The following is a 12,669-nucleotide window of genomic DNA, read 5'->3' as shown; positions in this document are numbered from 1 at the left end:
CAGGTTGTCCCGCCTCAGGCGGCGTTCCCCATGGTCAGCTCGCCCAGGGCCTTCTGGAAGCGGTTGGCGTGGGAGCGTTCGGCCTTGGCCAGGGTTTCGAACCAGTCGGCGACTTCGTCGAAGCCTTCTTCGCGAGCGACCTTGGCCATGCCCGGGTACATGTCCGTGTACTCGTGGGTTTCGCCGGCGATGGCGGTCTTGAGGTTCAGTTCGGTACCGCCGAACGGCAGGCCGGTGGCCGGGTCACCACACTGTTCGAGGTATTCCAGATGGCCATGGGCATGGCCGGTTTCGCCTTCGGCGGTGGAACGGAATACGGCGGAGACGTCGTTGTAGCCTTCGATGTCGGCCTTGCCCGCGAAGTACAGATAGCGCCGGTTGGCCATGGATTCGCCGGCGAAGGCGTCTTTCAGGTTTTGCTCGGTCCTGGAACCTTTCAGCATGCTCATGTCATCACCTCATGGAGGAAAATGCAGGAGACGGCCTTACGGTCGTGACCTTAGAAAGCCTAACCCCGCATTTCCAGTGTCCCGATGAAAAATGCGAATTGGCATGATTGAGTGTAGCTATGGGTGCGCTGGCGGGGCGTTCTTCAGCCCACCGGCAGCCTCAGGCCATCGGTGGCAGCCGTCGTTTCACCGGGGTCTTCTTGACGATGGCGGTGTTGGTTTCGGCATAGCCATTGATGCGGTCGAGCAGGGTGTCCAGCTGTTCCATCGAGCGCACGCACAGGCGGGCGATGAAGCAATCGTCGCCGGTCACCTTGTCGCACTCGGTGAATTCCGGGATGCCCTGGATCTGCCGCTCCACTTCCTGCAACTGGCCGGGCAGCGGGCGGATGCGGACGATGGCCTGGAACTGGTAGCCGAAGGCCTTCGGGTCCACGTCCACCGTGTAGCCCTTGAGCACGCCGCGTTCCTCCAGCTTGCGCAGGCGTTCCGCGACGCTGGGGGAGGAGAGGCCGCTGATCTGCGCCAGGGCCTTGAGGGAGCGGCGGGAGTCTTCCATCAGCGCGGCGATCAGCAACTGGTCGATGTCATCGGTCATGGCGGTCTCGTTAGGTAATCGAAGAAAAATGCCTTGATAGTAAAGGTAGATGAGGAGTGCGGCCTTCGCTTTCGCATGGAGTTGCCCTGATCGGGCTCGTCATACTGTGCGCCATGCAGAGGAGACCCATCATGGACAAATCGATACATCGCGGATCAATGGAAATGGTCGCCGCCATGCTCATCTCCGGCACCATCGGCGCTCTGGTGATGCTCTCCGGGCAGCCGGTGCTGGATGTGGTGTTCTGGCGCTGCCTGTTCGGCGCGGCGACCTTGCTGGTCATCTGCGCGGCGATGGGCTTCCTGCGGCCCGGCATCCTGACCCGCACCACCTTCCTCCTGGCGGTGCTAAGCGGCGTGGCCATCGTCGGCAACTGGGTGCTGCTGTTCGCCTCCTACTCGCGGGCGTCCATCTCCATCGGCACGGCGGTCTACAACGTCCAGCCGTTCATGCTGGTGGGGCTGGCGGCGCTCTTCCTCGGCGAGAAGATCACCGCGCGGAAGCTCGCCTGGCTGGCGGTGTCCTTCGCCGGGATGCTGGCCATCGTCAGCGCCCATGGCGGGCAGGGGGAGGGTGGCGGCGACTACCTGGCGGGCATCGCCCTGGCCCTGGGGGCGGCGCTGCTCTATGCGATCGCCGCACTGATCATCAAGTGGCTGGGCGGGGTACCGCCGCACCTGATCGCGCTGATCCAGGTGTGCACCGGCGTGCTGCTGCTGGCGCCCATGGCGAACCTCTCCAGCCTGCCCCAGGGCGGCGACGCCTGGTCGATCCTGCTGACCCTGGGGGTGGTGCACACGGGCGTGATGTACGTGCTGCTCTACGGCGCGATCCAGAAGTTGCCGACGGCCATGACCGGCGCGCTGTCCTTCATCTATCCGATCGCAGCGATCTTCGTCGACTGGTTCGCCTTCGGCCACCGTCTCGACCTGCTGCAGTGGCTGGGCGTGGCGGCCATCCTCGTCGCGGCGTTGGGCATGCAGCAGGGCTGGGGCTTCAGCCTGCGCAAAACGGCACCGGCGCAATCGTAGGTTCGCGACGTGTCCCCTGTAGGGTGGAAATCCCGGTAACGGATTTCCACCGGCAATCTTCACGCGGACCTGGTGGATAGAAAGGCGCTATCCACCTACGCACGGATTCCCGCTTGGCCGTAGGGTGGACCACGCTTCACCGGTCCACCTTTCGGGGTACGGCCGGGCCCTGTTGGTGGATGTAAAAAACGACATCCACCCTACAGGAGCCCGCGGGCCTCAGTGCAATTCTTTCGACGCCCCTGCGAACTGGCGATCCGCCGTGCTCAGGCGTTCCAGTTCGCGGCGCACCATGTTGGCGAATTCCGAGGGCTTGAGGTGGTACAGCTCGGTGGCCACCCAGGCCAGCCAGCGCGGGCCCATGGCCTCGCGCTGCGCCAGAAGGCGCAGCGCTTCGCTGCGGGCCTGCTCGGCGTGCTCCTGGTGGAACTGCCGACGGCCCCGGGGTTCAGTTGGCTTGCAGGCCGACATAGACGTTCTGCACGTCGTCGTGGTTGTCCAGGGCATCGAGGAAGGCTTCCACTTCTTCCAGTTCGGCGCCGGAAAGGCTGACCGGGTTCTTCGCCTTGTAGCCCAGGTTGGCCGACTGCACGGTGAAGCCGAACTCCGGCAACGCCTTGCACACGGCGTCCAGGTCGGTGGGGTCGGTGTAGAACAGGGTGGCGCCTTCGTCCGCGGCTTCGAAGTCCTGGGCGCCGGCCTCGATGGCGGCGAGTTCCGCATCGGCATCGGCGCTGGCCGGTTCGGCCTCGATCATGCCCAGGTGGTCGAAGTCCCAGGACACCGAACCGGAAGTGCCCAGCTGGCCCTTGCGGAACAGCACGCGCACTTCGGCGACGGTGCGGTTCAGGTTGTCGGTCAGGCACTCGACGATCACCGGCACGCGGTGCGGCGCGAAGCCTTCATAGAGAGTGCGCTCGTAGTTGACCACCTCGCCCGACTGGCCGGAGCCCTTCTTGATGGCGCGCTCCAGGGTGTCCTTGGGCATGGAGGCCTTCTTGGCCTGGTGTATGGCGAGGCGCAGCTTGGGGTTCATGTCCGGATCGGCGCCGTTGCGCGCGGCGATCATGATTTCCTTCACCAGTTTGCCGAAGATCTTCCCTCGGGCGTTGGCGGCGGCTTCTTTCGGTTTGGCTTTCCACTGGGCGCCCATGGCGGCTCTCTCGCTGGTTGTGGATGGGGGGCGGGCGCTGGGTGCGCTCGCGATGACCGGCGATTCTACTGGGCGGGCCAGGGCGGCGGCCAGCCGACTCGTCAGATGCGCCCGTGCAGGCCGGTAAATGGCGGAGCGATCTATGTTTGATTGAAACGTCCTTCGAGCACGCGAACCGTGTCCAGGTCCATCGTCCTGCTGGTGCTCCTCATGCTGCTGGGTTGCAGTGCCACGCAACCGGTCAGGGCGCCGTCCGTGGCGCCTTGCCAGATGACGCGAACCTTCCAGGTGGTGAACCACGGCTGGCATACCGGGATAGTGCTCGCCAGCCGCGACCTGCTGCAGGTGCTGCCTGCCCTTGGCCGGGACTTTCGCGACCACGGCTATCTGGAACTCGGCTGGGGCGATGAAGACTTCTACCGGACGCCGCGGGCCGGCCTGGCGCAGGCATTGCGCGCGCTGGGCGGGTCCCGTGGCAGCGTCCTCCATGTGGTCTGGGTGCCCGGTGCACCGGATGCTGCCTTCCCGGGGGCGGAGACGGTGACGCTGCGGGTCGGGGAAGACGGCTACCGGCGCCTGCTGGCCCGTCTCGCTGCGAGCTTCGCCGCCACCCCGCAAAACGGGCTGCAAGGGCTTGGCCACGGCCTGTACGGCGAGAGCCGCTTCTATCGGGCGCGGGGGCGCTACTCGCTGGCCTACACCTGCAACACCTGGGTTGCCGAGGCCGTCGCCGCGAGCGGCATCGCCCTGTCGTCCACCTCGGTGCTGACGGCCGATGGCGTGATGTCCCGCTTGCGCGAGGCGCAGCCGACGCTCGACGCTTGCAACAGTGGACCCTAGCGATGCCGCTGATAACGACCGATCAGCTCCGCCTGGGCCAGGACGTGCCCTTTCATGGTCTGGTCCAGCATTGCCCGCGTCGGGTGGCGCAGGTCGACCAGCATGGTGTCCAGGGCGAACAGCTTGTGGAAATAGCGGTGGTTGCCGATCGGCGGGCAGGGGCCGCCATAGCCCGTGCGCTGCCAGTCGTTGAGCCCCTGCAGGGTGCCCGCTGGCAGGTCGCTGTCAGGCACACCCTCGGGCAGGATGCCGGCGGTGGGCGGCAGGTTGTAGAGCGCCCAGTGGGTCCAGGTCATCTTCGGCGCGTCGGGGTCGGGGGCGTCCGGATCGTCGACGATCAGCACCAGGCTGCGGGTGCCGGCCGGCGGTTCGGTCCAGTTCAGCGGCGGCGATATGTCCCGGCCGTCGCAGGTATGCGACTCGGGGATCGGTTCGTTATGGGCGAATGCGGTGGAACTCAGGCGGAAGGTCATGGCCGTCTCTCCGTGGTTACCAGATTGGTTCAACGGCAGACTGCAACAGCGACGGCATGCCTTGCAGGTCGGCCGTATCCGGGAACGCCATAAAAGAATAGTGGGTAATGCCCCGGTGCTCTGGAAAACCGCCGGATGAATTGCCGCTCACCCGCCCGCGTCCTCCGGCTGGCACCCGGCGAGTCCGGGACAGGTTCTAATCTGGAAGGACAACCCCGGCCGGGTGAGGCGTCCCGACCGACAGCGGGGCCATTGCCACAATCATCGCAGTCACCGCCTCGAAGGCCGTACGCCGATGCTGAAGATCCAGGGTCTGTGCAAGAGCTACCCGACGCCCCAGGGACCGCTGGAGGTGCTCCGCGGGCTCGACCTGGAACTGGACGAAGGCCGGAGCCTGGCGCTGATGGGCGAGTCCGGCAGCGGCAAGAGTACCTTGCTGCACCTGGTGGCCGGGCTCGATCGTTTCGATGCCGGCAGCATCTCGATCGGCGGCCTGTCCCTCGCCGGGCTTGACGAGCGCCAGCTGGCGGCCTGGCGGCGCACGGGCATCGGCCTGGTGTTCCAGCAGTTCAACCTGATCCCCAGCCTGCGCGTTGCGGATAACCTGGCGTTCCAGGCGCGCCTGGCCGGTCGTCACGACCCGCGCTGGCAGTCCGAGCTGGTGCGCCGGCTCGGCCTTGGCGAGCTGCTCCAGCGCTATCCCGAACAACTTTCCTGCGGCCAGCAGCAGCGGGTGGCCCTGGGCCGTGCCCTGGCGGCCCGGCCGCCCCTGCTGCTGGCCGACGAACCCACCGGCAGCCTGGATGAGGCCACCAGCGAGGAGGTGCTGGGGCTGCTGCTGGAGCTGCTCGACGGCAGCGGCACCAGCCTGCTGATGGTCACCCACAGCCCGCGCATGGCCGCGCGCCTGGAACGGCGCCTGACCTTGCACGGCGGCCGCCTGCTGGAGCGGGTCGAGGTCTGACATGCAGGTTTTCCGCTGGACGCTGCACGGCCTGCTCAGCCACTGGCGTCGGCATCCGGTGCAGTTCTTCAGCGTGCTGGCCGGCCTGTGGCTGGCCACCAGCCTGTGGACCGCCGTGCAGGCGCTGAACAGCCAGGCGCGGGAAAGCTATGCGCGGGTCGGCGAGCTGTTCGGCCAGGAGCGGTTCCTGCTCGTTGCGCGCAATGGCGGGCTGTTCCCGCAGCAGGCCTTCGTCGACCTGCGGCGGTTGGGCTGGCCGGTATCGCCGATCCTGCAGGGCCGGCTGCGCCTGCAAGGGCGGGGCGAGCAACGCCTGCAACTGATCGGCATCGAGCCCCTGACCCTGCCGGCCGGCACCGCACTGGCCGGGCAGAGGCTCGACGCCCTGGACCTGCCGGCCTTTCTCGGCCAGCCCGGGCGTACCTGGGTAGCAGCCGACACCCTGGCGGACCTGGGCCTGGTGGCCGGTGCGCGGCCGCTCGGCGAATCCGGGCAGGCCTTGCCGCCGCTGGAGGTGCGCCCGCAGGTGGCGCCCGGCGTGCTGCTGGTGGATATCGGCGTTGCCCAGCGGCTGCTCGGCGCCCCGGAAAAACTCTCCGGCTTGCTCTTGCCCGCCGCCTTCGCCCGTGGCGAACCGCCTCTGCCGGCGCACCTGGCCGACCAACTGGTGCTCGATCGGCGCAGCGAGGCCGCCGACCTGGCGCGGCTCACCGAGAGCTTCCACCTCAACCTCAGCGCCCTCGGCCTGCTGGCCTTCGTGGTCGGACTCTTCATCGTGCATGCCGCCATCGGCCTGGCCCTGGAGCAGCGCCGCGCCCTGTTGCGCACCCTGCGTGCCTGCGGGGTGAGCCTGCGCCTGCTGGTCGCCGCCCTGGCCCTGGAACTGGGGGGCCTGGCCCTGCTCGGCGGCTTCGCCGGCGTGCTCAGCGGCTACGGGCTGGCCAGCCTGCTGCTGCCCGACGTGGTGGCCAGCCTGCGCGGCCTGTATGGCGCCGAGGTGGCCGGCCAGCTCAGCCTCGGCCCCTGGTGGTGGCTGGGCGGCCTGGCCATCAGCCTGTTGGGCGCCTTGCTCGCCGGTGCCGGCAGCCTGGCCCGGGCCGCGCGGCTGCCGCTGCTGGCCCTGGCCCAACCGGAGGCCTGGCACCGCACCCAGGCCAACTGGTTACGCCGCCAGGCCCTGCTGGCCGGCGTGCTCGGCGCGCTGGCGCTGATCGCCCTGGGAGTCGGCGACAGCCTGGTCGCCGGCTTCGTCCTGCTCGCCGCCTTGCTGCTGGGCGCCGCCCTGTGCCTGCCGCTGTGCCTGCACCTGCTGCTGGAGTGGCTGTTGCCCCATTGTCGCGGGCCGCTGGCGCACTGGTTCATCGCCGACAGCCGGCAGCAACTGCCCGCGCTGGCGCTGGCGTTGATGGCCCTGCTGCTGGCGCTGGCGGCGAATATCGGCGTCGGCAGCATGACCGAAGGTTTTCGCAAGACCTTTGCCGACTGGCTCGACCAGCGCCTGGCCGCCGAGCTCTACCTGACCCCGCGGGACCCGCAGCAGGCGGCAGAGATCGGTGCCTGGCTGGGCCGCCAGCCGCAGATCCGCGCCGTACTGCCGAGCTGGCGGGTCGAGTTGCGCCTGCAGGGCTGGCCGGCGCAGCTCGGCGGCGTACTCGATCACCCGGCCTACCGCGCCCACTGGCCGCTGCTCGAAGCCAGCCCCGATGCCTGGGATCGCCTGGCCCGGCAACCGGCCGTGATGCTCAGCGAGCAACTGGCACGCCGCCTGGACCTGGGGCTGGGGGAGCAGCTTGCGCTGCCCACCCCACAGGGGACGTGGACGCTGGAGGTCGTCGGCCTCTATGCCGACTACGGCAATCCCAAGGGTCACCTGCTGGTCAATGCCGAGGCCCTGCGGCAGCACTGGCCGGGGCTCGCGCCGCGCAGCTACAGCCTGCATCTGCCGGAGGCCGAGGTGCCCGCACTGATGCGGGCCTTGCAGACGACCTTCGCCCTGGACAGTGGCCGGCTCATCGACCAGAGCGAACTCAAGGCCTGGTCGACGCGGGTGTTCGAGCGCACCTTCAGCGCGACCGACGCCCTCAACGGCCTGACCCTGGGGGTCGCCGGCGTGGCGCTGTTCATCAGCCTGCTGACCCTCGGCCAGACGCGCCTCGTCCAGTTGGCGCCCCTCTGGGCCCTGGGGGTGGGGCGGCGGCAACTGGCGATGCTCAGCCTCGGCCAGACCCTGTTTCTGGCCCTGCTCACCCTGCTGCTGGCGGTTCCCCTGGGGCTGCTGCTGGCCTGGTGCCTGGTGGCGGTGATCAACGTGCGGGCATTCGGCTGGCGCCTGCCGCTGCAGGTGTTTCCCTGGCAACTGTTGCACCTGTCCGCCATGGCCCTGCTCGCCACCCTGCTGGCCGCTGCCTGGCCATGGTGGAAACTCGGCCGCGCCAGCCCGGCCGAGTTGCTGAGGACTTTCACCCATGAGCCCTAGTTCGCGCGCGACAGTGCTCGCGGCCCTCTTGCTCATCGGCTGCGATGCCGAACCGCCCGCGGCGGAAGGTTTCGCCGGGCTCGGCAGCGCCTCGGAACACTTCGCACGGGTGACCCCGGGCAGGGCCTTGAACTTTCCGGCCGATCACGGTGCGCACCCGGATTACCGCATCGAATGGTGGTACGTGACGGCCAACCTGGAAGACGAGCAGGGCCGTGCCTGGGGCCTGCAGTGGACGCTGTTCCGCAGTGCCCTGCAGCCCGGCTCCACGGAGGCGGGCTGGCGCAACCAGAACCTGTGGATGGGCCATGCCGCACTGACCGGCCCCCGCGGCCACCGTTCGGCGGAGCGTTTCGCCCGCGGCGGCGTCGGCCAGGCTGGCGTCGAGGCTTCGCCCTTCAGGGCCTGGATCGATGAGTGGAGCTTCAGCAGCCGGGCGCCGGCAGCCGATGGCCTGGGTGAGCTGGAACTGCGGGCCGACGGCGCCGGCTTCGGCTATCGCCTGCAACTGGTCGGCAGCGGCCCCCTGGTGCTGCACGGCGACCAGGGCTTCAGTCGCAAATCCGGCCAGGGGCAGGCCTCCTACTACTACAGCCAGCCCTTCCTCCAGGCCCGGGGCACGATCAGCCTGGAGGGCGAGACCCATCAGGTCAGGGGGCAAGCCTGGCTGGACCGGGAATGGAGCAGCCAGCCCCTGGCGCCCGACCAGCAGGGCTGGGACTGGTTCTCCCTGCACCTGGACAGCGGCGAAAAGCTCATGCTGTTCCAGCTGCGCCACGCTGATGGCCAGCACTACCGCGCCGGCACCTGGATCGGCGCCGACGGCCGCGCCCGTACCCTGGGCAGCCAGGAGATCCTCATGACCCCCTTGCGGCAAAGCCGGGTCGCCGGCCGCCAACTGCCGACCCGCTGGTCCCTGCGCATCCCCGGCCAGGGCTTGGACATCACCAGCGCTCCGCTACAGGAAAACGCCTGGATGGACACCCGTTTCCCGTACTGGGAAGGGCCCATCCGCTTCAGCGGCAGCCACAGCGGGGTGGGGTACCTGGAGCTGACCGGGTATTGAGGTGGCGGCCTCCTGGCTGGCGCTGGGACCGCTGCCTAAACTGATTTCTCGATGGCCAGAAACCAGGCGTGTCGTCAGCTCTGCGACCGGGTCGAACACCCGGCAGGAGGCAAAGATGGAGAAGCAGCGAATCCCGGCGGCCGGTCAAGGCTTCTCGCGGCGCCACTTCCTGTGCGGCAGCGCACTCATGCTGGGCGGCGGGCTGCTGGCGGGGCCGGTCTTCGCCGCCCGCCAAGGCTGCCGGCCCACCGAGGGGGACATCCTCGGTCCCTACTATCGTTTCGGCGCGCCGTTCCAGGCGCGGCTGGCGGGGCCCGAAGAGCCCGGCGAGCGCCTGGTGGTGAGCGGAACCGTGTTCAGCTCGGACTGCCGGACCCCCGTTCCCGGCGCCCTGGTGGAAGTCTGGCAGGCCAACAGCACCGGCCTTTACGACACCGAGAAGCCCGGCAACTTCACCGACAGCGGCAACTTCCATTTGCGCGGCATGCTCTACACCGACCAACAGGGCAAATACCGGATCGAGACCGTGATGCCGGGTCGCTACCCCGTGCCGCCGAATCTGCCGGGGCTGGAGAAGTACGCGGGGTTGATGCGGCCGGCGCATATCCATTTCCGGGTCATTGATTCGCTGCACGTGCCGCTGACGATGCAGCTCTACTTCAAGGGCGACCCCTTCATCGCCAAGGACCCCTGGGCGAGCCAGAAGCCGTCCAGCGCCATTGCCCTGGAGCAGGACGGCGAGCTGCGCCGTGGCGTGTTCGACATCGTCCTCGCCCGGGGCTTCTAGCCCGCATCGTTAACCGAAGGACGACCATGGCCAGGCTGCAGGCGGTGCTGCTCGACATCAGTGGCGTGCTGTATGTGGACGACCAGCCCGTGGCGGGTGCGTTGCAGGCGGTGCGCGCGTTGCAGGACAGGGGCTGCCCGCTGCGGCTGATCACCAATACCTCGCGCCAGGGCAGGGCGGCGATCCACCGGCAGCTGACGGCCATGGGCTTCGCCGTGCCGGCGGAGCAGATCTTCACCGCGCCCCAGGCCGTGCTGCGCCATGTACGGGCCAGGGGGCTGAAACCCTACTGCCTGATCCATCCGGGCCTGGAAGAAGAGTTCGCCGATCTGCTCCATCAGCCGGAGCCCGACGCGGTGGTCCTCGGCGATGCGGAAATGCGCTTCGACTATGCCCACCTCGACCGCGCCTTCCAGTTGCTGATCGAAGGCGCGCCGCTGATCTGCATGGGCGACAACCGCTACTTCCGCGGCCAGGGCGCCCTGCATCTGGATGCCGGCCCCTTCGTGCGCGCCCTCGAGTACGCGGCGGGCACCACGGCGCTGGTGCTCGGCAAACCGTCCGCCGACTTCTTCGCCAGCGCCCTCGATGACCTGGGCGCTCGAGCCGATGCAACGCTGATGATCGGCGACGACGTGGTCGCGGACATCCAGGGCGCCCTCTGCGCGGGCCTCAAGGCCTGCCTGGTGCGCACGGGCAAGTACCGCGCGGGGGACGAGGCGCAGGCACCGGCGGCCTGGGTGGCGGCCGATCTGGCCGCAGCCGTGGAGCGGTTCTGCTGAGGAGCGGCGTCCGCGAACGTCCCTGCCTGAACTGCGCGTGTCACGGCCATTGCGCAGAATGGGGCGGAATCGCGCATCATGGGCGCAATCTGGAGAAGGAGATTTCCATGGACGTCACGTCTTTCGTCATGCGTCTGGCCGGGATATCCCTGGGGTTGGCGCTGGCCAGCACAGTGGTGGCCAACGAAGAGACGCAGCTGCTCGAGTCGATCAACGCCTACCGCAGCCAGGCACAACCCTGCGCGGGGCAGGCCTCGACCGAGCTGCCGCCGCTCAAGCCGGACCCGCGCCTGATCCTGCCGGCAGGTGGCATCGGCGACTTGCAGGCGGCACTGACGCGCACGGCCTATCCGCTGGTCAACGTCCAGGCCATCAACCTGTCCGGCCCGCGCGATGCGCAGGCAGCCATGAAGGCGCTACAGGAGAGCTTCTGCCAGGTGGTGCTGGACCCGCAGTTCGTCGATATCGGTGTGAGCCGCGAAGGCGTGGACTGGCGCATCGTGCTGGCGCGCCCGCTGCTGGCCGGCGGCCTGGGCGACTGGCAGGCGGAAGGGCAGAAGCTGCTGGCGCAGATCAATACCGCCCGCACCCGGGCTCGCCAGTGCGGCAGCCAATCCTTCGCCGCCGCCGCGCCGCTGACCTGGAACGCCACCCTGGCCGATGCCGCCCAGAGCCACACCCGTGCCATGGCCAACCAGAACTTCTTCGACCACAAGGACCGCGACGGCCGCACCCCCGGCGACCGTGTGGAACTGGCCGGCTACTCCGCCCAACTGGTCGGCGAGAACATCGCCGCCGGCCTGGATAGCGCAAGCAAGGTGGTGGAAGGCTGGCTGGCCAGCCCCGGCCACTGCGCCAACCTGATGAATCCGCAGTTCCGCGAGCTGGGTGCAGCCTACGCCGTGGACCCCAAGAGCGATGCAGGCATCTACTGGACGGCGCTGTTCGGGACGCCGTGAGCGTCCCGGCCGCCTCCGTAGGATGAGCCTGCGATTCCCATTGATGTGTCTTCATCTGCCGGAGCGCAATTCCGGCACTTGCCCCACCGTAGGGTGCGCCATGCGCACCGATTCCGGGGGCAGCCACTGCGCCTCGCTCAACCCCTGGTGCGCACGGCGCACCCTACCGGGCTGATTCCTGATATTCGGTCGTTGACACTCCGATTGGCGGCACTAACCTCATTTTGTGGGAAAAATTCCCACAATAAGCTGGCTGGCTCAGAAGGATCGTGCCGAGGGCAGTTGCACAGTCGTTGCAGTTTGATGGCCGCGCTGGTTGGCGGGCCGCCCCGATGGGCGGCTGGGGTTCGGTGGTTATTGCGCTGGATACGGAAATGACTATGCCACTCCAAGCGGAGGCTCATCATGCTGCTAAAGAAATGTTTGCTGGCTCTGGCCATTGGCGGAGTCCTGTCTGCATCGACGGTCCTGGTACCCGATTACCTCGGTAGCTTCTCCAGTGCGTACGCCAAGGAGGGTGGAAGCGGCGGTGGTGGGGGTGGCGGCGGTGGTAGCGGCGGCGGTGGCGGAAGTGGTGGCGGAGGCGGTCACGGTGGCAGTGGTGGCGGCGGTCATGGCGGTGGCGGAAGTGGCCATGGTGGTGGCGGAAGTGGTCATGGTGGTGGTCACGGCGGCGACGGCGGTGGCCATGGCGGGTCCGGTCACAGCGGCGACGGTGGCGGTCACGGTGGCAACAGTGGTCCCGGCAGCGCGAGTAGCGGCCGTGGCCATGACAACGATGCCGACCACGAGGGAGGCGGGCCGCACGGTGTCGGCCATGGTGCGGATGATGGCGCCGACCATGACGTCGGTGGACCGCACGGTGTCGGCCATGGCGCGGACGATGGCGCCGACCATGACGTCGGCGGGCCCCATGGTGTCGGCCATGGCGCCGACGATGGTGCCGACCACGACGTAGGCGACGACCGCTCCGGCGTCTGAATGGTCGGTCCGACCGTACGCAAGGCCCGGAGTCACTCCGGGTCTTGCGGGGCAGGAACGGCCGGGTGGACGGGTAGGATGCGCCAGGTGATGGAGGTGGAATTATCGAG

14 protein-coding genes are annotated in these 12,669 nt (G+C 68.3%); 8 read left to right on the top strand and 6 right to left on the bottom strand.

All coding sequences use genetic code 11. The features are described 5' to 3' along the window. Window positions 1-14: 14 nt before the first annotated feature. Together ACFPU0_RS06715 and ACFPU0_RS06710 are read right to left on the bottom strand one after the other, a co-directional pair. Window positions 15-449, bottom strand: a complete 435-nt coding sequence (locus tag ACFPU0_RS06715; protein WP_377692049.1) for a rubrerythrin family protein — start codon at window positions 447-449, stop codon at window positions 15-17. A 160-nt stretch (window positions 450-609) separates the two neighbouring features. Continuing rightward, window positions 610-1,047, bottom strand: a complete 438-nt coding sequence (locus ACFPU0_RS06710) for an Lrp/AsnC family transcriptional regulator (RefSeq protein ID WP_377692048.1) — start codon at window positions 1,045-1,047, stop codon at window positions 610-612. 131 nt (window positions 1,048-1,178) lie between these two features. Here ACFPU0_RS06710 and ACFPU0_RS06705 point away from each other — a divergent pair, with 131 nt between their 5' ends. Then, window positions 1,179-2,078, top strand: coding sequence for a DMT family transporter (locus ACFPU0_RS06705; RefSeq protein WP_377692047.1), 900 nt, complete (start codon window positions 1,179-1,181; stop codon window positions 2,076-2,078). Between the two features lie 219 nt (window positions 2,079-2,297). Here the strand turns inward: ACFPU0_RS06705 and ACFPU0_RS06700 are convergent, their stop codons facing one another. Both ACFPU0_RS06700 and ACFPU0_RS06695 read right to left on the bottom strand, forming a co-directional pair. Then, window positions 2,298-2,549 carry a hypothetical protein gene (locus tag ACFPU0_RS06700; protein ID WP_377692045.1) on the bottom strand — a complete coding sequence of 84 codons (252 nt, stop codon included), beginning with the start codon at window positions 2,547-2,549 and terminating at the stop codon, window positions 2,298-2,300. After that, the gene (locus ACFPU0_RS06695) at window positions 2,527-3,231 is read right to left on the bottom strand and encodes a YebC/PmpR family DNA-binding transcriptional regulator (RefSeq protein WP_377692044.1); all 705 of its coding nucleotides are present in this window, start codon (window positions 3,229-3,231) and stop codon (window positions 2,527-2,529) included. Before ACFPU0_RS06695 ends, ACFPU0_RS06700 begins: the two co-directional genes overlap by 23 nt. A gap of 177 nt (window positions 3,232-3,408) precedes the next feature. On the opposite strand from ACFPU0_RS06695, the gene ACFPU0_RS06690 reads away from it, so the two are divergent. Next, entirely contained in the window at window positions 3,409-4,071 is a 663-nt protein-coding gene (locus tag ACFPU0_RS06690; RefSeq protein ID WP_377692042.1) for a DUF2459 domain-containing protein, read from the top strand. On the opposite strand, the gene ACFPU0_RS06685 is transcribed toward ACFPU0_RS06690, so the two are convergent. After that, window positions 4,068-4,544, bottom strand: coding sequence for a YbhB/YbcL family Raf kinase inhibitor-like protein (locus ACFPU0_RS06685; protein ID WP_377692041.1), 477 nt, complete (start codon window positions 4,542-4,544; stop codon window positions 4,068-4,070). The two genes, ACFPU0_RS06690 and ACFPU0_RS06685, sit on opposite strands and share 4 nt — an antisense overlap. A 295-nt stretch (window positions 4,545-4,839) precedes the next feature. Here ACFPU0_RS06685 and ACFPU0_RS06680 point away from each other — a divergent pair, with 295 nt between their 5' ends. The 6 genes from ACFPU0_RS06680 to ACFPU0_RS06655 all read left to right on the top strand — a co-directional run bounded on the left by ACFPU0_RS06680 (window position 4,840) and on the right by ACFPU0_RS06655 (window position 11,578). Then, on the top strand, window positions 4,840-5,508 hold the full coding sequence (locus tag ACFPU0_RS06680; protein ID WP_377692040.1) for an ABC transporter ATP-binding protein: 669 nt from the start codon (window positions 4,840-4,842) through the stop codon (window positions 5,506-5,508). Window position 5,509: 1 nt separating this feature from the next. Further along, complete coding sequence (locus ACFPU0_RS06675) at window positions 5,510-7,984, top strand: FtsX-like permease family protein (RefSeq protein WP_377692039.1); 2,475 nt, start codon at window positions 5,510-5,512, stop codon at window positions 7,982-7,984. Next, window positions 7,974-9,050 (top strand): lipocalin-like domain-containing protein, encoded by a 1,077-nt coding sequence (locus tag ACFPU0_RS06670; protein WP_377692038.1) that lies wholly within the window; start codon window positions 7,974-7,976, stop codon window positions 9,048-9,050. The genes ACFPU0_RS06675 and ACFPU0_RS06670 overlap by 11 nt, the downstream gene beginning before the upstream one ends. Window positions 9,051-9,165: 115 nt before the next feature. Next, window positions 9,166-9,837 carry a twin-arginine translocation pathway signal protein gene (locus ACFPU0_RS06665; protein ID WP_377692037.1) on the top strand — a complete coding sequence of 224 codons (672 nt, stop codon included), beginning with the start codon at window positions 9,166-9,168 and terminating at the stop codon, window positions 9,835-9,837. A 26-nt stretch (window positions 9,838-9,863) separates the two neighbouring features. After that, window positions 9,864-10,619: a TIGR01458 family HAD-type hydrolase gene (locus tag ACFPU0_RS06660; RefSeq protein WP_377692036.1), complete on the top strand. Its 756-nt coding sequence runs from the start codon at window positions 9,864-9,866 to the stop codon at window positions 10,617-10,619. 107 nt (window positions 10,620-10,726) lie between these two features. Then, on the top strand, window positions 10,727-11,578 hold the full coding sequence (locus tag ACFPU0_RS06655; protein WP_377692035.1) for a CAP domain-containing protein: 852 nt from the start codon (window positions 10,727-10,729) through the stop codon (window positions 11,576-11,578). 411 nt (window positions 11,579-11,989) lie between these two features. Here the strand turns inward: ACFPU0_RS06655 and ACFPU0_RS06650 are convergent, their stop codons facing one another. Continuing rightward, on the bottom strand, window positions 11,990-12,529 hold the full coding sequence (locus tag ACFPU0_RS06650; RefSeq protein WP_377692034.1) for a hypothetical protein: 540 nt from the start codon (window positions 12,527-12,529) through the stop codon (window positions 11,990-11,992). Between the last annotated feature and the right edge of the window lie 140 nt (window positions 12,530-12,669).

The sequence above is a fragment of the Pseudomonas sp. GCM10022186 genome (genome assembly GCF_042656385.1).
In the GTDB taxonomy this organism is placed as follows: Bacteria; Pseudomonadota; Gammaproteobacteria; order Pseudomonadales; family Pseudomonadaceae; genus Metapseudomonas.
The sequence above is the reverse complement of the archived record's forward strand: the minus strand, read 5'-3'. Positions and strand labels throughout refer to the sequence as shown.

Bases quoted from the DNA above. Each gene is read 5' to 3' on its own strand.
- ACFPU0_RS06715 (WP_377692049.1), bottom strand. From the start codon at position 449: ATGAGCATGCTGAAAGGTTCCAGGACCGAGCAAAACCTGAAAGACGCC.
- ACFPU0_RS06710 (WP_377692048.1), bottom strand. From the start codon at position 1,047: ATGACCGATGACATCGACCAGTTGCTGATCGCCGCGCTGATGGAAGAC.
- ACFPU0_RS06705 (WP_377692047.1), top strand. From the start codon at position 1,179: ATGGACAAATCGATACATCGCGGATCAATGGAAATGGTCGCCGCCATG.
- ACFPU0_RS06700 (WP_377692045.1), bottom strand. From the start codon at position 2,549: ATGTCGGCCTGCAAGCCAACTGAACCCCGGGGCCGTCGGCAGTTCCAC.
- ACFPU0_RS06695 (WP_377692044.1), bottom strand. From the start codon at position 3,231: ATGGGCGCCCAGTGGAAAGCCAAACCGAAAGAAGCCGCCGCCAACGCC.
- ACFPU0_RS06685 (WP_377692041.1), bottom strand. From the start codon at position 4,544: ATGACCTTCCGCCTGAGTTCCACCGCATTCGCCCATAACGAACCGATC.
- ACFPU0_RS06680 (WP_377692040.1), top strand. From the start codon at position 4,840: ATGCTGAAGATCCAGGGTCTGTGCAAGAGCTACCCGACGCCCCAGGGA.
- ACFPU0_RS06675 (WP_377692039.1), top strand. From the start codon at position 5,510: ATGCAGGTTTTCCGCTGGACGCTGCACGGCCTGCTCAGCCACTGGCGT.
- ACFPU0_RS06670 (WP_377692038.1), top strand. From the start codon at position 7,974: ATGAGCCCTAGTTCGCGCGCGACAGTGCTCGCGGCCCTCTTGCTCATC.
- ACFPU0_RS06665 (WP_377692037.1), top strand. From the start codon at position 9,166: ATGGAGAAGCAGCGAATCCCGGCGGCCGGTCAAGGCTTCTCGCGGCGC.
- ACFPU0_RS06660 (WP_377692036.1), top strand. From the start codon at position 9,864: ATGGCCAGGCTGCAGGCGGTGCTGCTCGACATCAGTGGCGTGCTGTAT.
- ACFPU0_RS06655 (WP_377692035.1), top strand. From the start codon at position 10,727: ATGGACGTCACGTCTTTCGTCATGCGTCTGGCCGGGATATCCCTGGGG.